A 14,932-nucleotide genomic window follows, 5' to 3' on the forward strand; every position below is an offset into this window, starting at 1 on the left:
TTGCCAACTGACGATTATTAATTAATTTATAAGTGGACTTCCAAATCCTTTTGTTTAAATCTAGACTTCAATTATTACATTTTCAATATAAAATTCGCATTGCGTAGGAAGTTTTTATTTAATTTACGGGTAGTTTTTATTACAAATAAATAAATACAAACTTATCTATATATAATTTTATCAACATATCCTCTTGTAACCCCAAAGTATTATCTCGATTTTTCCAACTTGCATCCAAGTCAAAAGTTGTAGTGCAAATATTCTATTTAAAACAAAAAAAAGAGCACTTAGTGAAAACACCAAGCGCTCTTTTAGGCAGTATTTTATAGATTATTTGCTCGGATAGATTCTGAACAAAATCGCATACATCACTGGTACAACGATCAGTGTCAGCACGGTTGCAAAGCCCAAACCAGCCATGATTGTCACCGCCATCGAGCCAAAGAATGCGTCAAACATCAATGGGATCATACCGAGTATGGTTGTCAATGCCGCCATACTTACTGGGCGCACACGGCTGACAGCACTATCGACCACGGCCAGATACTTATCTTTGCCTGTATCAATTTCAGTATTGATTTGGTCCATCAACACAATGCCATTTTTCAAGATCATTCCAGATAGGCTGAGAAGACCGAGGAAAGCGGTAAAGCTAAATGGCATATTACCCGCCAACAGTCCCATAGATACCCCGATGATAGACAGCGGCACAGTAAACCAAATCACCAAAGGCTTACGGAATGAGTCAAACAGGAATACAGTGATAATGAACATTATCAAGTAACCCATAGGTAGTGAGCTCATCAAGGCTTCGTTTGCATCTTTAGAAGACTCGTATTCACCACCCCAAGAAAGCTCATAGCCGTCAGGTAAAGTGATTGCTTCAACGCTCGGTTGAATTCGAGCAAACAAGCTTGCAGGCGTATCGTCACTCAACACATCGTGATCCATCATCACAGTTAGCGTACGTTTACGGTCACGGCGCTGGATCAGCGGTTCATTCCACGCCAGTTCTACACGGTCAATCACTTGGTCAATTGGAACGTATGCTTGAAGGCTAGGACTCCAGATCTTCACATTCTCAACCGATTTAAAGTCCACTCGCTCTTCTTCTGGAAGACGCACTACCATAGGTAGGATTTGTGTACCATCACGGAAAACACCAATGGTGCTGCCGCCAAAAGCTGTTTGTAGCGTGTTACTTAAATCTTGCTTCGAAATCCCTAAGCGTCGAGCTTTAGATTCGTTAAACACTGGTACAAGTTCTTTCGTTCTTTCGCGCCAATCGTGACGAATATTACGCGCACCCGGGTCTTGAGCAAAGGCATCTTCTACCTGTGTTGCGATGTCACGCAGCACTTGAGGATCAGGACCGCTAATACGCGCTTCGATTTTCGATGCAGGTGAAGGACCAAACTCAATCAATCGGAATTGGAACGTTGGAGTTACGAACTCAGTGGATAAGTTTTTATCCAACACAGCAAGCAACTCAAACATCGCTTCACGGTCAGTCGCACGTACTTGAAGCTGAGAGAATGACTCGTAACTCTTTTCCGGTTGGTAGGTTAGCGCAAAGCGTGGCAAACCTTGGCCTGTAGAGGTCGTAACAAAATCTACGTTATCTTGGCTACGGATGTATTGTTCTACATCTCCCACCACCTCTTGTGTTTTACGGATATCAGTGCCTTGTGGCATCCACATATCGACATAGAACATTGGTGTGTTCGATGCTGGGAAGAACTGTTGCTTCACCATACCAAATGCCATCACAGCAGCCACCAACAAAGCGATCATGCCAGCGACTGTCAACCAACGCAGTTTAAGCGCTAGATTCAAAGACCAGCGGAACACAGTAAATAGCGCACCTTTGTATGGGTCTTCATCAGCATCAGATTCAGCCTTACCATCTTTGAGCAGTATGTTGGCAAAGAAAGGCGTGATTGTCAGTGCAGTGATCCAGCTTAGGAACAAGGAGTAACACAACACCCAGAACAATGAGCCCATAAACTCACCCGTCGCATCTTGTGATAACCCGATCGGTGCGAATGCCGTGATTGCAATCACCGTTGCACCTAGCAGCGGCCACTGAGTCTGAACAACGATATCTTTTGCTGCTTGAAGCTTAGTACGACCTCGTTTAAGCCCAACTAAGATACCTTCAACGACTACGATAGCATTATCTACCAGCATACCTAGTGCAATGATCAGTGCCCCAAGCGAGATGCGGTGAAGCTCAATGCCATTCCACTCCATCAAGATAAAGGTACCAAATACGGTCAATAGCAGCACCGTACCAATAATCACGCCACTTCTGAGGCCCATTGCAAATAGAAGTACCACGATAACGATGGCTACCGCTTGCCCTAGGCTTACAACGAAATCGTTAACCGATTTATCCACTTCGTTGGCTTGGTTATAGAAGTGGTGGATCTCTACCCCTGCTGGTTTGATACTTTCAAGAGATTGCAGTTCCACGTCTAAACGTTTACCCACTTCAACAACGTTCACTCCAGAACTAAAAGAGATGCCCAAGCTAATCGCAGGCTCTCCATTGTAAGTGAGTAAGTGAGATGGTTTGTCTTGTACACCACGAGTCACGGTTGCAACATCTTTGAGGCGGATCAAATTACCAGTATCACGCCCATGAATGATAAGGTTTTCAAGCTCCTCAACCGATGACATAGTGCCGCTTGGGCGGATAGTTAGGCTCTCGCCATTGATCATAACCTCGCCCGCTTGAACTACGCTGTTCTGCTGGGTCATTAAGCCAACAATGGTGGCAGTATCTAGGTTAAGTGCACTGCTTTTCTCCAAAGAGATCTCAACAAAGAGTTGCTCTTGTTGATCACCAGAAACCGAGACTTTACCCACGCCATCGACCAGCTCAAGTTCACGACGCAAATAATCAGAGTAACGCTTAAGCTCAACGTAGTCATAACCGTCACCAGTGATCATAAGCATCACACCGAATACATCACCAAAGTCGTCAATGATCTGTACCGATTGCACACCAGATGGCAGCGTTGGTCGTAGATCGTTGATCTTGCGACGCATTTCATCCCAAATTTGAGGTAGCTCGTCCGGGCCGTAATCCATCTCCATACTCACCATAAGCTGAGCCATGCCACCAGAAGAGGTGGAACGAATATTTTTGAGGTATGGCAGCTCACGGATCGCTTTTTCTAGAGGATAGGTCAACTCCTCTTCAACCTCTGTCGATGTCGCCCCTGGATACGTTGCAATTACCATGGCATCTTTGATGGTAAATGCTGGGTCTTCTAGTCGACCCAAATTACTAAATGAACTCACTCCGCCAATGGCAAGAATGATAATGAACATCCAGCTGATAACTTTATGTTTTATTGAATATTCAGCGATGGTCATAGTGCTTTACCTTCTGCTTTTACTACCGGTTGTCCTTCACGCAGTTTCTTCAAGCTACTTGAAACAAGCTCGTCACCCTGCTCTACTCCTGTGCTAATCAGCACACCATTACCAGTCACTTGGTCAACTCCCACAGGGACTCTGACGGCTTTACCTTCTTGCCATTTCCAGACGTAGAACTCACCATCAGTTGTTCCTGCTTGCAGAACCGTCATCGGCAACAAGTATCCTGCGTTTGTACCTAAGCCAGCCGCTTTCATGTCGACATCCACCACAGCAGATGTACCAGGAAGGATCGCAGGTTGTACTTGATCCATCGTCAGCCAAAGTTCGTAAGACTTCGACTGTTGAGATGGCTCGCTGGTATGCTCTAAATAGGTCATGCGATGAGACTGTTCATACCCTGAAAACGTGACATTCGGAAGGTAAGCTCCTTTATTGGCGTCCGGGTTCAGCATAGAAAGTACCGTGTCAGACATTTGGATCTGCACGTAGACTTTGTCATTGCGATACATAGTAACCACCGCTGTACCTTGAGGAGCAGGCTCAAACTGCTCTACAGCGACATTAGAAATCACTCCATCGAAAGGCGCATGTAACTCGGTGTAATCCATTTGTTTTTGCTGCATTTCAAATTGAGCTTTAGCAAGCTTAAGGTTGGCGGTTAACTCATCGAACTCCGCTTGAGAAACCATCCCCTTACTGACTAGCTCTTTTGCACGCGAACGCTGCTTTCTAGCCAACTCATATTGAGTTTTGGCCTCTGCAAGTTGTTGACTCAATTTGCGATCGTCAAGCTTAGCTAACAGCTGACCTTTCTTAACCGATTGGCCTTCTTTCACTCCAATTTGCACCACCTCACCAGAAAGTCGGAATGCAAGCGGTGTTTGTTCTGCAGGAATGACCAAACCATTGAAATGACGAAACTGACTTTGTACCGGCGCATCGACAGTTAGTGTCGAAACCGTAAGTGTTGGCTGCTCGGAGAACTGTACTTCTGGCTTACACCCCTGCAGTAGCAAAATAGAGCTTACTGCCGCCGCAATTGCTAACTTCTTCATCAAATGCCTCCCTCACGACGCCATACTTTCACTGTTTGGCCTTCTACCAAGTTTTCTACCCCGGCAGACACAATCATGTCTCCTTGGCTGACGCCACCAATCACATCCCCATTGGTGTTTAGCTGAACGGATACCTTTGAAACTTGGTGAGACTGAGCATCAAATAACCATACTTCACCCGTGCTGTCTGTCTTTGAAACCCAAGCGCTGTTTGGTAGTGAGAAAGGTTTACTACCATCACTATTTTCTACCAGAACCTGACCCGTCATCCCTGCAAGCAAGTTAACCGCTTCTGGACGTTCGATAGTCACCGTAGCGGAAAAAGTATTCGTGTCTACATTTGGTTGAGTGGACATTTCTTTAAACTGCGCAGGGATAACCACTGAACTGAAGTTATCCATTCGCACCCAAAATTGTTTTGATTGTAGATCGCTCACACCAACGTGCTTGACGTAATCAATCGGCATAGTGAAAGAGACGTCCATTTTGGCGTTATTGATCAAGTGAACAACAACTTGGTTGTTCGCAACTAGCTGATATTGTTTAGCAAATGTTTGAGAGACTAAACCATCAAAAGGTGCGATTAAGCGGGTATGGCCAAGGTCGGTTTGTGCTTTCTCTAGATTTGCTAGGCTGCTGTCTAGGTTGCTAGAGCTTTGGTCAAAAGCATCCGCACTGATTAGCTTCTTGTCGAAAAGCTGCTCGTCACGATTAAACTGAGCTTTTGCTAGGTCGTAGCGCGCTTGCGCCGCATCAACGGCCAGCTGGTAGTCTGTCGAGTCAATACGTGCGATCACTTCGCCACGTTGAACTTTCTCACCCATACGTACCGTCTCAGAACTCAGCTCTCCAGCGACTTGAAAAGCCAGCTGAGCACGTTCTGTCGCTTCAATACGAGCCAAAAAGTTATCGGTGCTTTGTTCATATACTGCGGGCACAGTGACCAACTTGACTGGTGTGATTACCTGTTCAGCCACTTCTGACTGCGCAGGGTTACAACCACTAAGTCCAGTTGCCACTGCCAGCGTGAGTGAGGCAATCGCTACACCTTTCATCCATCTAGATTCGCTGAGCTTCATCACTATCTCCTGATGATTTTTATATTGTCCATGCGTGCAGTATATGTTGATCTTTGTGAGAATCAATATATATTTTCCATGTGGACAATAAATTTTTATGACGTCCACACCAATTTTTGTTACAACGTGCAGCAAGCAATAAAAGATCGAGAAGCAATGACAGAACGTAAGCAAGGGCGACGCAGTGCCCAACATGCCGAAGAGACAAAACAAAAAATCCTGATGGCCGCTACCGAAATGTTTTGCGTACATGGTTATGAGCGAGTCTCTCTCCGCAGTATCAGTGAACAGGCAGGCGTATCACACAGCCTTATCCGCCATCACTTTGGCAGTAAAGAAAAGATTTGGTATGAGATCAGTGATGGTTTGCATGACTATATCCAGCGCTATATGGCTCACACACTGGATCAAATGCCCGACGGCACACCAGCTAACCAAAGGCTATACACTCTGACAATCAGAATTTTAGCTTTCATGCTCACCTACCCTCAGCCAATCCAGTTGATTGCCGATGCGGTACGTCAGGAAGATGCTCTGTTTGACTATTTCATTTCTACTACGCAAAGCGTTCAACACATCGTGTTAGGCCTTGCCGATGACCATAACGAAATGTTCCCAGAGAAGCCTGTAGACGTGGCAGAAATCAAGTGGTTAATGATCATGTTCGCCCACAGTGCCGCCAGCTTGAGACCGTTTCTTAAGGAAACGTGGTCGGATGAAGAAAACAAGGTAAGCGATGAAGAATGCCTTCTTAAGCAATGGCGAATGTATGAAGGAATCATTCATGAAAAGCTATCGATCAAGCAAGAAAATCGACTACACACAGAAAAGCTAGCAGATATCGTCTATCACGTCCCATGCTATAACTGGGAAGGAGAAGAAGGTTGTCCTTGTGATGGGTACCTAAATAGCGCTATTTAGAATCGATCCTAAAACTCGCCTCTATGGCGAGTTTTTCTCACCGACGGTGTCTACAACATACTGCAACAAGAATTGCTGGTACGTCTGTTCACGCATTACTTTTATCAAAGCTCGCTCATAGCGAGGTAAATATTCATAGGAAGCCGCTTCAGAAAAAACGACGAAAACCTCAGTTTTTGGATCGGGCAAAGAAAGGTATTTCAAGGCGTTGTTGTCAAATCCCGCTCGATTAGCTTCAAACATTAATGCCGCTTTGTCAGGGAAATAGATAGCATCAATCCTACCTTCATGCAGTTTTCGAAAGTGCTGCCAATACAATGACTGACCTGCGGTAATAGAATCAAAGACTAACCAATCGTGTTTCATTGAAGGGGTTTTATACACTTTGGCTGTTGTACCGATCGTCAGCCCCTTAAGTGTCTCAACATTGGAGACATCCTCTAACGGTGAATCTTTCATCACCGCCAAAGTTGACTCAGTTTCATAGTAAGACATGCGGGGATATCCCAAGCGATGTGCCCTATCTTTATTTTTGGCCAGAAACAGCACTGCATCGAGTTCTCCACGATAAAGCTGTTGCATCATTCTTGGAAACGGATAGCCTTTCACCTCAACATCGACGTCCATTTCTTGAGCAATTTTGGCGAAATACTCAACGGTCGCCCCAGAATGCTTACCCTCTTTCTCATCGATGACCATATGAGGAGCCAAAAAGAAAATACCGACCTTTAATGTCGCTCTTTCAGCCACAGCTGACGTTGGAAGCAACAGCATACCCAGCGCAGTTAGCACTCCAATTTTTTGCAACCAACTTTTCATCGCAAATACCTCATCACTTTGTTTTTTATAAACTTAGCGATAGTTTTAGCTATCAGCAAGGTCGTTGCGATGAATAGCAAAAATAATATGGTCGACGATTCGTCCATTAAGGTTTTCGGCGCGAGTGATCACCCCTTCTTGTTCTAGACCTAACCGCTGACACACCGCCTGACTTGGCAGGTTTCCGGTCGCAACATGGATTTCAACTTTATGCACCTGGTAATGCTCAAAAGCGTAATCAATCAGTTTTTTTACGCATCGAGTAACAATACCTTTACCTTGATAACTCGGCGCACACCAATAGCCCATGGTCACTTTACCCAGCGAGGTATCGATCGAGTTGTAACTAATGCTTCCAACAACTTTTCCGTGATAAACCATCGCACACGTCAGAGATTTTCCATCCGCATATCCGTGCAGCGAGCGTGTAATAAAAGATTGGAAAAAAGCTTCGTCTTTTCCGTGTTCTGGCCACACTAACCATTCGGACAAGGCATCTCTGTGCTCTGAAACCAGCGACAAATACTGTTTAGCAAAGCTTGGTTGTACCAAGGCAATTTCAAGCTCTTCATCGACTCTAAGTGAAAACATACCTATATCCCTATGATTGTTATTAATAATTTAGTTTACCCTAACACAACCAGATGCCCCTGTAAGCCTTGAGCAGCACTCTCACAGACACAAAAAAAGGAGCTCTATCAGCTCCTTTTCGTCATTTGGTGACGCTACATTTGCATCACTACCATCTCAGAGACTTCGAGCTGTCCACCAATAGATAAAAATGGACAGGACTTAGCCATTTCGAGAGCTTGCTCGATGTCTTGTGCCTCAAGGACAGTGTAACCGGACATCCCTGTGATACTTGTTTTCTCTATCGACCCATCAGAGTTGACCACGTGAGTCGCCTTAAGAGGGTTTGCCGGACTGACCACCGCAGTTCCTAAATCCGCCAACCATTTCTGATAAGCTTGCATATGTTGCTGGCCTTCTTCTGGGCTTTTCGGAGGGTTGCCGCCGACATACGTCAACATGAATTTCGCCATAGAATTCTCCTACTATTCGTCTAGCAAGTTTAGACCATCAACTGAAGATGATTCTATTTGTTGCTGGAGATGCCATTGACGGCTTGACATTACATATAGACAGTGACGTTGTAATTCATGTCCAAGGGGCAATTTAGGGTGATCGAAGTCTTGCAGGCAGTTTTTCATCCCAATCTTTACCATTACCCGCTGGGACGGTTGATTTTGCAGCGCCGTAAACGCATAAACTTGCTCTAGCCTAAGCTGCTCAAATGCGTATTTCAGCGCCGCTCTTGCCCCTTCGGGTGCGTATCCTTTCCCCCAAAAACGAGTGTCGAGCCGCCAGCCGATTTCAGTCAGTGGCGCATTCGGAATTCCGCTATAGTGAGATTGTTGGTGAAGGCCGATAAACCCGATAAACTCCCCGGTAGATTTAAGCTCTACCGCCCAAAACCCCCATCCTCGTTTTGCGATGAGTCCTTGGATAATTGATGCTTGAGCGTTGCTCTCAGGTTCAGATAGAGGCTTGGGAAAATATCGCATTACTTTTGGGCAAGCATTTAGCTTCGCATACTCTGGGTAATCGCTTGGTTGCCACTGGCGCAATATCAATCGCTCCGTCTCTATCCTCACCTTTTTTGCCATACTGCGCTCTTAACGGCTCGTCGTTGACAACAGCGCACCTGCGCCAACAAAAACACCGCCACTCAAGCGATTAAATAACTTGGCACGACCTTTAACCATCAACCAAGTAGAAGACTTACTTCCTAAGTAGGCATAAAGCAGTAGCCAAGACAGCTCCATCACCACAAACGTTGATGCAAATATCACATACTGACTAAACATCGAGGCTTGCGGGTTAATAAACTGCGGAAACAATGCCGTAAAGAATAGTATCGCTTTCGGGTTACTCGCCCCGACGATAAAACCGCTGACGTAGTGGCTGATCCAGCCTGCTTTACTCGCACTGTTTTTATCAAGCTGATAGCTCTCCTGCTTACTGATGAAGGACTTGTAACCAAGATAAATAAGGTAAGCCGCCCCCATCCATTTGATGACGTTAAACACCACCTCAGACGATGCGATCAACACACCAAGACCAGTGAACGAGAGCGATAAAATGATGGTGATTGCAGTAAGACTACCCAACGCCGTTGCGCTGGCATCCCTCATACCTTGCGTGACACCTTTCGTCATGCACAGCAGTGAGCTAGGGCCTGGTGAGGCGGTTAATACTAATACTGCTAAAAGATAAACAATCCATGTTTCAATAGTCATAGGAACTCCTTTCCTAAAGGCTAGATTAAGGGAATTGGTATTGACGAGTAATTTCTACGACTTCCACTTTGTAGTCTCGATACCAGCGATTTTTTCCATTGCTCTGAGCAATTTTATGTTGTGGGTCACTGCGCCACTGCTTGATGGCTTCCTCTGAAGGCCAATAGGAAATAGCAATTTCTTGCTCCCCCTCCGCAACAGAAACGAACTCCAAACACCCATATTCTGTCAGCGCTGTTTGGCGAAGTGCCGCAGCCTGTGTTGCATATTCTTCATCCAACTTAGCCACCGTAGCACGAAAAATCACCGCATACATAATAAATCCTCCTCGAAATTGCGACTAACTCGAAATTAAAGACCAAGCAATCAGCAACATAGTAACGCCCACGATAACCTCCAGCACCTTCCACGCTTGAGGTTTTCTAAACCAAGGAGCGAGCTTCTTCGCACCATACCCCAAGCTAAAAAAGAACAGAAAAGATGCAGTGACTGCACCCAGCCCAAAGTTAAATTGCTCTCCTTGATATCTGGTCGAAATAGAACCTAGCAGCACAACGGTATCAAGGTAAACGTGAGGGTTAAGCCAGGTAAATGCCAGGCAAATCATCGCAACTTTTAATGGCGAATCCGCCGAAAGATCGCTTTCTCCCATGGCGTGGCTTTGTGTAAACGCAGACTTAAGACTAAGTACTCCATATGTAGTCAAAAACAGCGCACCACCATAACGGGCAAGCGTTTCAATTTGCGGATACTTTTCGACAAAAATACCAAAGCCACTAACACCCAAGGTGATCAATATGGCATCTGACACTGCGCACAAAGTGCAGACCAAAAACACATACTGATGTCGAATGCCCTGTTTCATCACAAAGGCGTTTTGTGAGCCAATTGCGACAATTAACGAAAGACCCAAAAATAGGCCAGAAAAATACGCTTGCATCCATTATCCTTTTTGAGCGAACCACTCTTCCCTGAGCACTCCGTATTTGACCGAGTCATAATACTCACCTTGGAAGTACCTCACTTTACGCAGTCTCGCTTCCAAGGTCAGCCCTAACTTTTCAGCACAAGCCATCATACGTGGATTGCCAGACCATGTGGTTAAACCCACTCTAGCAATGTCTTGAGTATCGAACAGGTACGTGATCCATAGCGAGAGCGCTCTACGACCGATCCCACCAGACCAGTGATTGGCATCATAAATCGCCACGCCAGCTTCCAACCAACGTGTCTGCTCACACTCCCAATAAAAACTCACGCTACCGACCGGGTTGCCATCGCACAAAATTAGCTGCATCTCATCGCCTGCTAGAAGTTTTTGAAACTTAGTCTGCTCAAACTCTTCTAGCGTCGGGTGTTGGTATGGAAAATAAGGGCCATTAAACTTAGTCCATTCATCATGGCTTGTGATCAACCGATGAATGGATGCGAGCTCTTCAAGCTTTGCTGGCCGAATCGAGACACGAACGGACATTCTTAAACCTCTACTTTATACGTCAGATCTCGCACCTCATCTCCGGTCATGCCCCTAAAGCCCCAACAGTGAGATGGCTGCTCCTTAATAGTGATTTCCAGATCAATAGGCGCAATATCTAGGTGCTGTTCAACACTTTTAAATAACGCTTTGATCAATGCTTTTTTGGCTTCAACGCTTCTGCCTTCCATCATATTAATCTCAATCACTGTATAGGCGTCACTTCTACCCGATGGACTATAAAAGTCTTCCTTAGCCATTGGAAAAAATCGCTGCGCTTTCTTATCTAGTGGGAGCCCTAGAACATCATGCATGCACTGATGGATAACATCAGACAGCTTCGCTTTGATTGGATTTAGTTCGGTATCGATTCCGTATACGTGGATCATTATTCTCTTCCTTGAATGAAGGGGATTGTGTAAGCCTAACGCTTGCGAGCGATGATGGAATGGGTATGCCAATATTTCGGATGGCCCACTAAAGTCATGCCCTGCTTAGCGCTTTCTTGCCATTCAATTATCTCAAATCCAGCCAAATAGGTTTCTAGCTCGCGGCGAGTTTTGCCCATGACATCACTGCGACCATTCACGACCCAAGAATCCGTTTCACCAAGAAAGTCACCCGCAAAAACCCCTCCAGAAACAATGGAGTCAGTAATTTTTTGCCACAACGACTCAAAGTGCTGTTGATCGGCAAAAAACAGGCTGGAGTTAGCGACAAACACACCACAGCTAGGATAATCAAAATGCTCGAAGCTGGCTAAAGTAAACTCGATGAATGGGCTTTCGGGTGTAAGTTCGCTGCACATCGAAATGGCTTTATCATTGTTATCAAAAGCATGCACACTGTAGCCTTGGGTTAGCAGATAACGAGTGTCAGCTCCTACACCACACCCTGCGTCAATCGCTACCTGATAGTGGGATTGGTTGTGTTTTAATGCTTGCTCTGTCTTGGGGTTGTGACGACGACTTTTGGCTTTTTCATAAAACGCATCCCATGGAGGTTGTTGACTCAAACTAGCTCCTTAGTCATAAATCGGCTATTGGGATCATCCACATAATCAGCAAATGGCCCGCAGTAATCGAAACCATATTGAGAATAGAGATTTCGAGCGGGAGTAAAAAATGCCATTGAGCCCGTTTCTAAACTTAAACGCTCAACGCCATTTTGCTGAGCCTGTTGAATTACGTGTTCGAGCAACGTCTTGCCAACCCCCTGCTTACGTGCCTTATCACTCGTACGCATGGATTTCAGCTCACCATGAGTTGGCGTTAACATCTTAATCGCTGCGCATCCGAGCAATTCATCATCCTTCCATGCAGAATAAAAGGTGATGCTAGGGTGTCTCAGCTGATCAATATCTAGTGCATGCACACTCTCTGGTGGTGAGGTGGAATACATATCACGCAGGTGCTCCTCAAGCAGAGCGGCAACTTTACCGTCTCGTAAAGCGTCAGTTTTAATGTCCATATTCTTCCTTGATGATTAAAGCGAAGGTTGACTTAAATGTGCAAATCGAAAGGCTCGCAGGCTGTGCCTTGGTGGTAACGCAACTGCCATGAATCATCACAATTGACCCATATAGAGCTCCGTTTAGCAAAACCAGATAACTCGCCAGATTCACTTTTCACTACCGTTTCATAGTTCAGCATCCATACTGAATCACTTAGCGGTGCAGCATTGAAATTTTGGGAGTGAATAATGTCTTGAGAGGGCTGCTCTTCAGACATCATCTGGATAATCTGACTAAGATTCCAATACTTGCCTGAGCGCCCTACTTCTTCAAACTCTGGATGAAGGATTTTATGACACAAAGCAAGGTTCGAACGCACGTCGTACTTGTGCAGGTCCGTTTCTAATTGGATAAGGTGATCTTTAATATTCATCAATCCCCTGCAATATTTTTTGGTGTTCCATTAGCAAAGGCCAAAATATTTTCAAAAGCGGCTTGGAAGTAAAGCTCATAGCTGTTTTGCTCAACATACCCTAGGTGGGGAGAGCAAATCACGTTTTTAAGCTGCAGCAGTGGTTCAGAAACAAGATCGATCGGCTCTTGTTCGAAAACATCCACCGCAGCACTTTTTAAAGGGTTGGCAAGCATTTCAGCGTAGAGTGCATTTGTTTCTATCAGCTCAGCACGACTAATATTGACCAACAAAGAATCTGACTTCATTAAAGCAAGATCTTGTGCGGTGACAATGGCACGAGTCTCATCATTCAACCGCAAATGTAGCGAAACTACATCACAGTCGGAGAAAAACTCTTGCTTAGAAAGTGCCGCATTGTAACCATCTAATTCCGCTTGTTTACGTGAAGCATCACTGCCCCAAACCACAACTCGCATACCAAATGCATCAGCATACTTTGCGATCCTTTTACCTATCTTGCCATATCCCCAAATGCCGAATGATTTACCATAGAGCGTTTTTCCCAGCACCGACAAGCCTGAATCTTGCCACTGACTTTGTTTCAGATGACCTACATACTGAGGAATATGGCGCATCGCTGACATGACCAAAGCCCAACATAGCTCCGACGGTGCAATGGGTGAACCAACACCCTCGGCCACTTTGACACCAAAGCTCGCACATAGGCCAACATCGATATGGTTGCTAACTTTACCTGTTTGGCTGATCAGTTGTAGGTTTGGCAGCTGCTGCAACAGTTCTTCGGTAATCTCAGTTCGCTCTCTAATTAGCACCAATACTTCAATATCTTGAAGCTGCTGACTAAGCTCTTGGACAGAGGGGTAAGATTTGTTGAGTACCAACACTTGATGCTGGTTAAGCAAAGAAAAGCAATTGAGATTTTTAACTACGTCTTGGTAGTCATCAAGTATAGCGATTTTCACCTTCCATCCTTAGAAGCTAAGCAACCCAATAATACATAGGGTTTCATATATAACTGATTTAGGTCAAAAAAGATACTGAGTGTTTATAGGGCGCTGTGCTGAAATGGCGTGCCCAAAACCTTAAGGAATACCTTGAGGCACGCCGAATTGAGTAACGTAGAAGACAACCTTTATTTAAGAAGAGTGAAGCCCAAATGTATTGCCCTCAGAGTCTTGAGCAATCACTATAAAACCATGTTGGCCGATTGAAAATTTGCTTTGCAGGACCTCGCCTCCCGCCGCTGCAATTCTCGATTCTTCAGTCGCACAATCCTTGCAGCTAAAATAGACCAAGGTACTGTTACCACCCGCTGGCATATCCGCCATTTTGACCAATGCTCCTGTTGCTCCATAACTTTCCATTGACGCTGGGAATGCCTTCATGATTAAGTCTCCACCAGCAGGGTCACTCAAGTCCTCTAAAGAAACATCGAGTACCGCTTCATAAAACTTCTGCGCACGATGCATATCATCAACGTATATTTCAAACCATCCAACTGGGTTAAACTCCATGACGCTCTCCTTTTGACAATGCGACAATCTCGGTAATTGTAGACCCTGTGACAAAAAAGAAAGCTTAATTGAGCGATTTTGCTCCCAAAATACAACCTTAGTTTGACTCAATAAATTCCCAGCTGTCCGCACCATCAAATAGGCGGATTTTCGTTATATCCAATACTTCACGGTGAAATATTCGGTAATTGACTGCAAATCGTGCCTCTGGTGAAGGTTGAGTCGAAGTGTAATGAGTCACAACACCGCACCCTTTGCATCGGTTGAAATTGATCATCTTGTCGCCATGACAATAAGTATCTAGCCCAACACTCCCCACATCGAGTGATACCTCTTTCTCAGTGAAAAATCCCCAAATCGCCGCATAGCGATGACATATTGAGCAGTTACAGCTCACTGCCGTGGGAGTAACTTTTGAGATAGAAATGGTTACGTTGCCGCAATGGCATTGTCCGGTGTGCATGGTTAGTTCCTTTATAGTAAGCCCTTCA

Annotated in this window: 19 protein-coding genes; 1 reads left to right on the plus strand and 18 read right to left on the minus strand. The window is 45.2% G+C overall.

Annotation, left to right across the window (positions count from 1 at the left end; genetic code table 11):
• Positions 1–330: 330 nt before the first annotated feature.
• Genes J4N39_RS07700 through J4N39_RS07710 form a run of 3 tightly spaced genes read right to left on the minus strand, consistent with a single transcriptional unit; the run spans position 331 to position 5,524 of the window.
• Positions 331–3,384, minus strand: coding sequence for an efflux RND transporter permease subunit (locus J4N39_RS07700; RefSeq protein ID WP_252017725.1), 3,054 nt, complete (start codon positions 3,382–3,384; stop codon positions 331–333).
• A complete protein-coding gene (locus J4N39_RS07705; RefSeq protein WP_252017727.1) occupies positions 3,381–4,445 on the minus strand; it encodes an efflux RND transporter periplasmic adaptor subunit in 1,065 nt (354 codons plus the stop codon). Before J4N39_RS07705 ends, J4N39_RS07700 begins: the two co-directional genes overlap by 4 nt.
• Positions 4,445–5,524, minus strand: a complete 1,080-nt coding sequence (locus J4N39_RS07710; protein WP_252017729.1) for an efflux RND transporter periplasmic adaptor subunit — start codon at positions 5,522–5,524, stop codon at positions 4,445–4,447. Before J4N39_RS07710 ends, J4N39_RS07705 begins: the two co-directional genes overlap by 1 nt.
• A gap of 156 nt (positions 5,525–5,680) precedes the next feature.
• On the opposite strand from J4N39_RS07710, the gene J4N39_RS07715 reads away from it, so the two are divergent.
• On the plus strand, positions 5,681–6,445 hold the full coding sequence (locus J4N39_RS07715; RefSeq protein ID WP_252017731.1) for a TetR/AcrR family transcriptional regulator: 765 nt from the start codon (positions 5,681–5,683) through the stop codon (positions 6,443–6,445).
• A 21-nt stretch (positions 6,446–6,466) separates the two neighbouring features.
• On the opposite strand, the gene J4N39_RS07720 is transcribed toward J4N39_RS07715, so the two are convergent.
• From J4N39_RS07720 to J4N39_RS07790, 15 genes are all read right to left on the minus strand, one after another.
• Positions 6,467–7,264: a substrate-binding periplasmic protein gene (locus tag J4N39_RS07720; protein ID WP_252017733.1), complete on the minus strand. Its 798-nt coding sequence runs from the start codon at positions 7,262–7,264 to the stop codon at positions 6,467–6,469.
• Between the two features lie 45 nt (positions 7,265–7,309).
• On the minus strand, positions 7,310–7,855 hold the full coding sequence (locus J4N39_RS07725; protein ID WP_252017735.1) for a GNAT family N-acetyltransferase: 546 nt from the start codon (positions 7,853–7,855) through the stop codon (positions 7,310–7,312).
• 134 nt (positions 7,856–7,989) lie between these two features.
• Positions 7,990–8,307, minus strand: a complete 318-nt coding sequence (locus J4N39_RS07730) for a YciI family protein (protein WP_252017747.1) — start codon at positions 8,305–8,307, stop codon at positions 7,990–7,992.
• A gap of 12 nt (positions 8,308–8,319) precedes the next feature.
• The gene (locus J4N39_RS07735; RefSeq protein WP_252017749.1) at positions 8,320–8,931 is read right to left on the minus strand and encodes a GNAT family N-acetyltransferase; all 612 of its coding nucleotides are present in this window, start codon (positions 8,929–8,931) and stop codon (positions 8,320–8,322) included.
• Between the two features lie 9 nt (positions 8,932–8,940).
• Positions 8,941–9,564 (minus strand): LysE family translocator, encoded by a 624-nt coding sequence (locus J4N39_RS07740; RefSeq protein ID WP_252017751.1) that lies wholly within the window; start codon positions 9,562–9,564, stop codon positions 8,941–8,943.
• 25 nt (positions 9,565–9,589) lie between these two features.
• Positions 9,590–9,880, minus strand: coding sequence for an antibiotic biosynthesis monooxygenase family protein (locus tag J4N39_RS07745; protein ID WP_252017753.1), 291 nt, complete (start codon positions 9,878–9,880; stop codon positions 9,590–9,592).
• 24 nt (positions 9,881–9,904) lie between these two features.
• Positions 9,905–10,504 (minus strand): LysE/ArgO family amino acid transporter, encoded by a 600-nt coding sequence (locus J4N39_RS07750; protein WP_252017755.1) that lies wholly within the window; start codon positions 10,502–10,504, stop codon positions 9,905–9,907.
• Between the two features lie 3 nt (positions 10,505–10,507).
• Positions 10,508–11,038 (minus strand): GNAT family N-acetyltransferase, encoded by a 531-nt coding sequence (locus tag J4N39_RS07755; RefSeq protein WP_252017757.1) that lies wholly within the window; start codon positions 11,036–11,038, stop codon positions 10,508–10,510.
• Between the two features lie 2 nt (positions 11,039–11,040).
• Positions 11,041–11,427, minus strand: a complete 387-nt coding sequence (locus J4N39_RS07760; protein WP_252017759.1) for a tautomerase family protein — start codon at positions 11,425–11,427, stop codon at positions 11,041–11,043.
• Between the two features lie 35 nt (positions 11,428–11,462).
• Positions 11,463–12,053, minus strand: a complete 591-nt coding sequence (locus tag J4N39_RS07765) for a class I SAM-dependent methyltransferase (RefSeq protein ID WP_252017761.1) — start codon at positions 12,051–12,053, stop codon at positions 11,463–11,465.
• Complete coding sequence (locus tag J4N39_RS07770; RefSeq protein WP_252017763.1) at positions 12,050–12,508, minus strand: GNAT family N-acetyltransferase; 459 nt, start codon at positions 12,506–12,508, stop codon at positions 12,050–12,052. The genes J4N39_RS07765 and J4N39_RS07770 overlap by 4 nt, the downstream gene beginning before the upstream one ends.
• Positions 12,509–12,540: 32 nt before the next feature.
• Positions 12,541–12,924 carry a nuclear transport factor 2 family protein gene (locus J4N39_RS07775; RefSeq protein WP_252017765.1) on the minus strand — a complete coding sequence of 128 codons (384 nt, stop codon included), beginning with the start codon at positions 12,922–12,924 and terminating at the stop codon, positions 12,541–12,543.
• Positions 12,924–13,889: a D-2-hydroxyacid dehydrogenase family protein gene (locus J4N39_RS07780; protein ID WP_252017767.1), complete on the minus strand. Its 966-nt coding sequence runs from the start codon at positions 13,887–13,889 to the stop codon at positions 12,924–12,926. Before J4N39_RS07780 ends, J4N39_RS07775 begins: the two co-directional genes overlap by 1 nt.
• 174 nt (positions 13,890–14,063) lie before the next feature.
• The gene (locus tag J4N39_RS07785) at positions 14,064–14,441 is read right to left on the minus strand and encodes a VOC family protein (protein ID WP_252017769.1); all 378 of its coding nucleotides are present in this window, start codon (positions 14,439–14,441) and stop codon (positions 14,064–14,066) included.
• A 97-nt stretch (positions 14,442–14,538) separates the two neighbouring features.
• Positions 14,539–14,904, minus strand: coding sequence for a GFA family protein (locus J4N39_RS07790; RefSeq protein ID WP_252017771.1), 366 nt, complete (start codon positions 14,902–14,904; stop codon positions 14,539–14,541).
• Between the last annotated feature and the right edge of the window lie 28 nt (positions 14,905–14,932).

Source organism: Vibrio sp. SCSIO 43136, assembly GCF_023716565.1.
GTDB lineage: Bacteria > Pseudomonadota > Gammaproteobacteria > Enterobacterales > Vibrionaceae > Vibrio.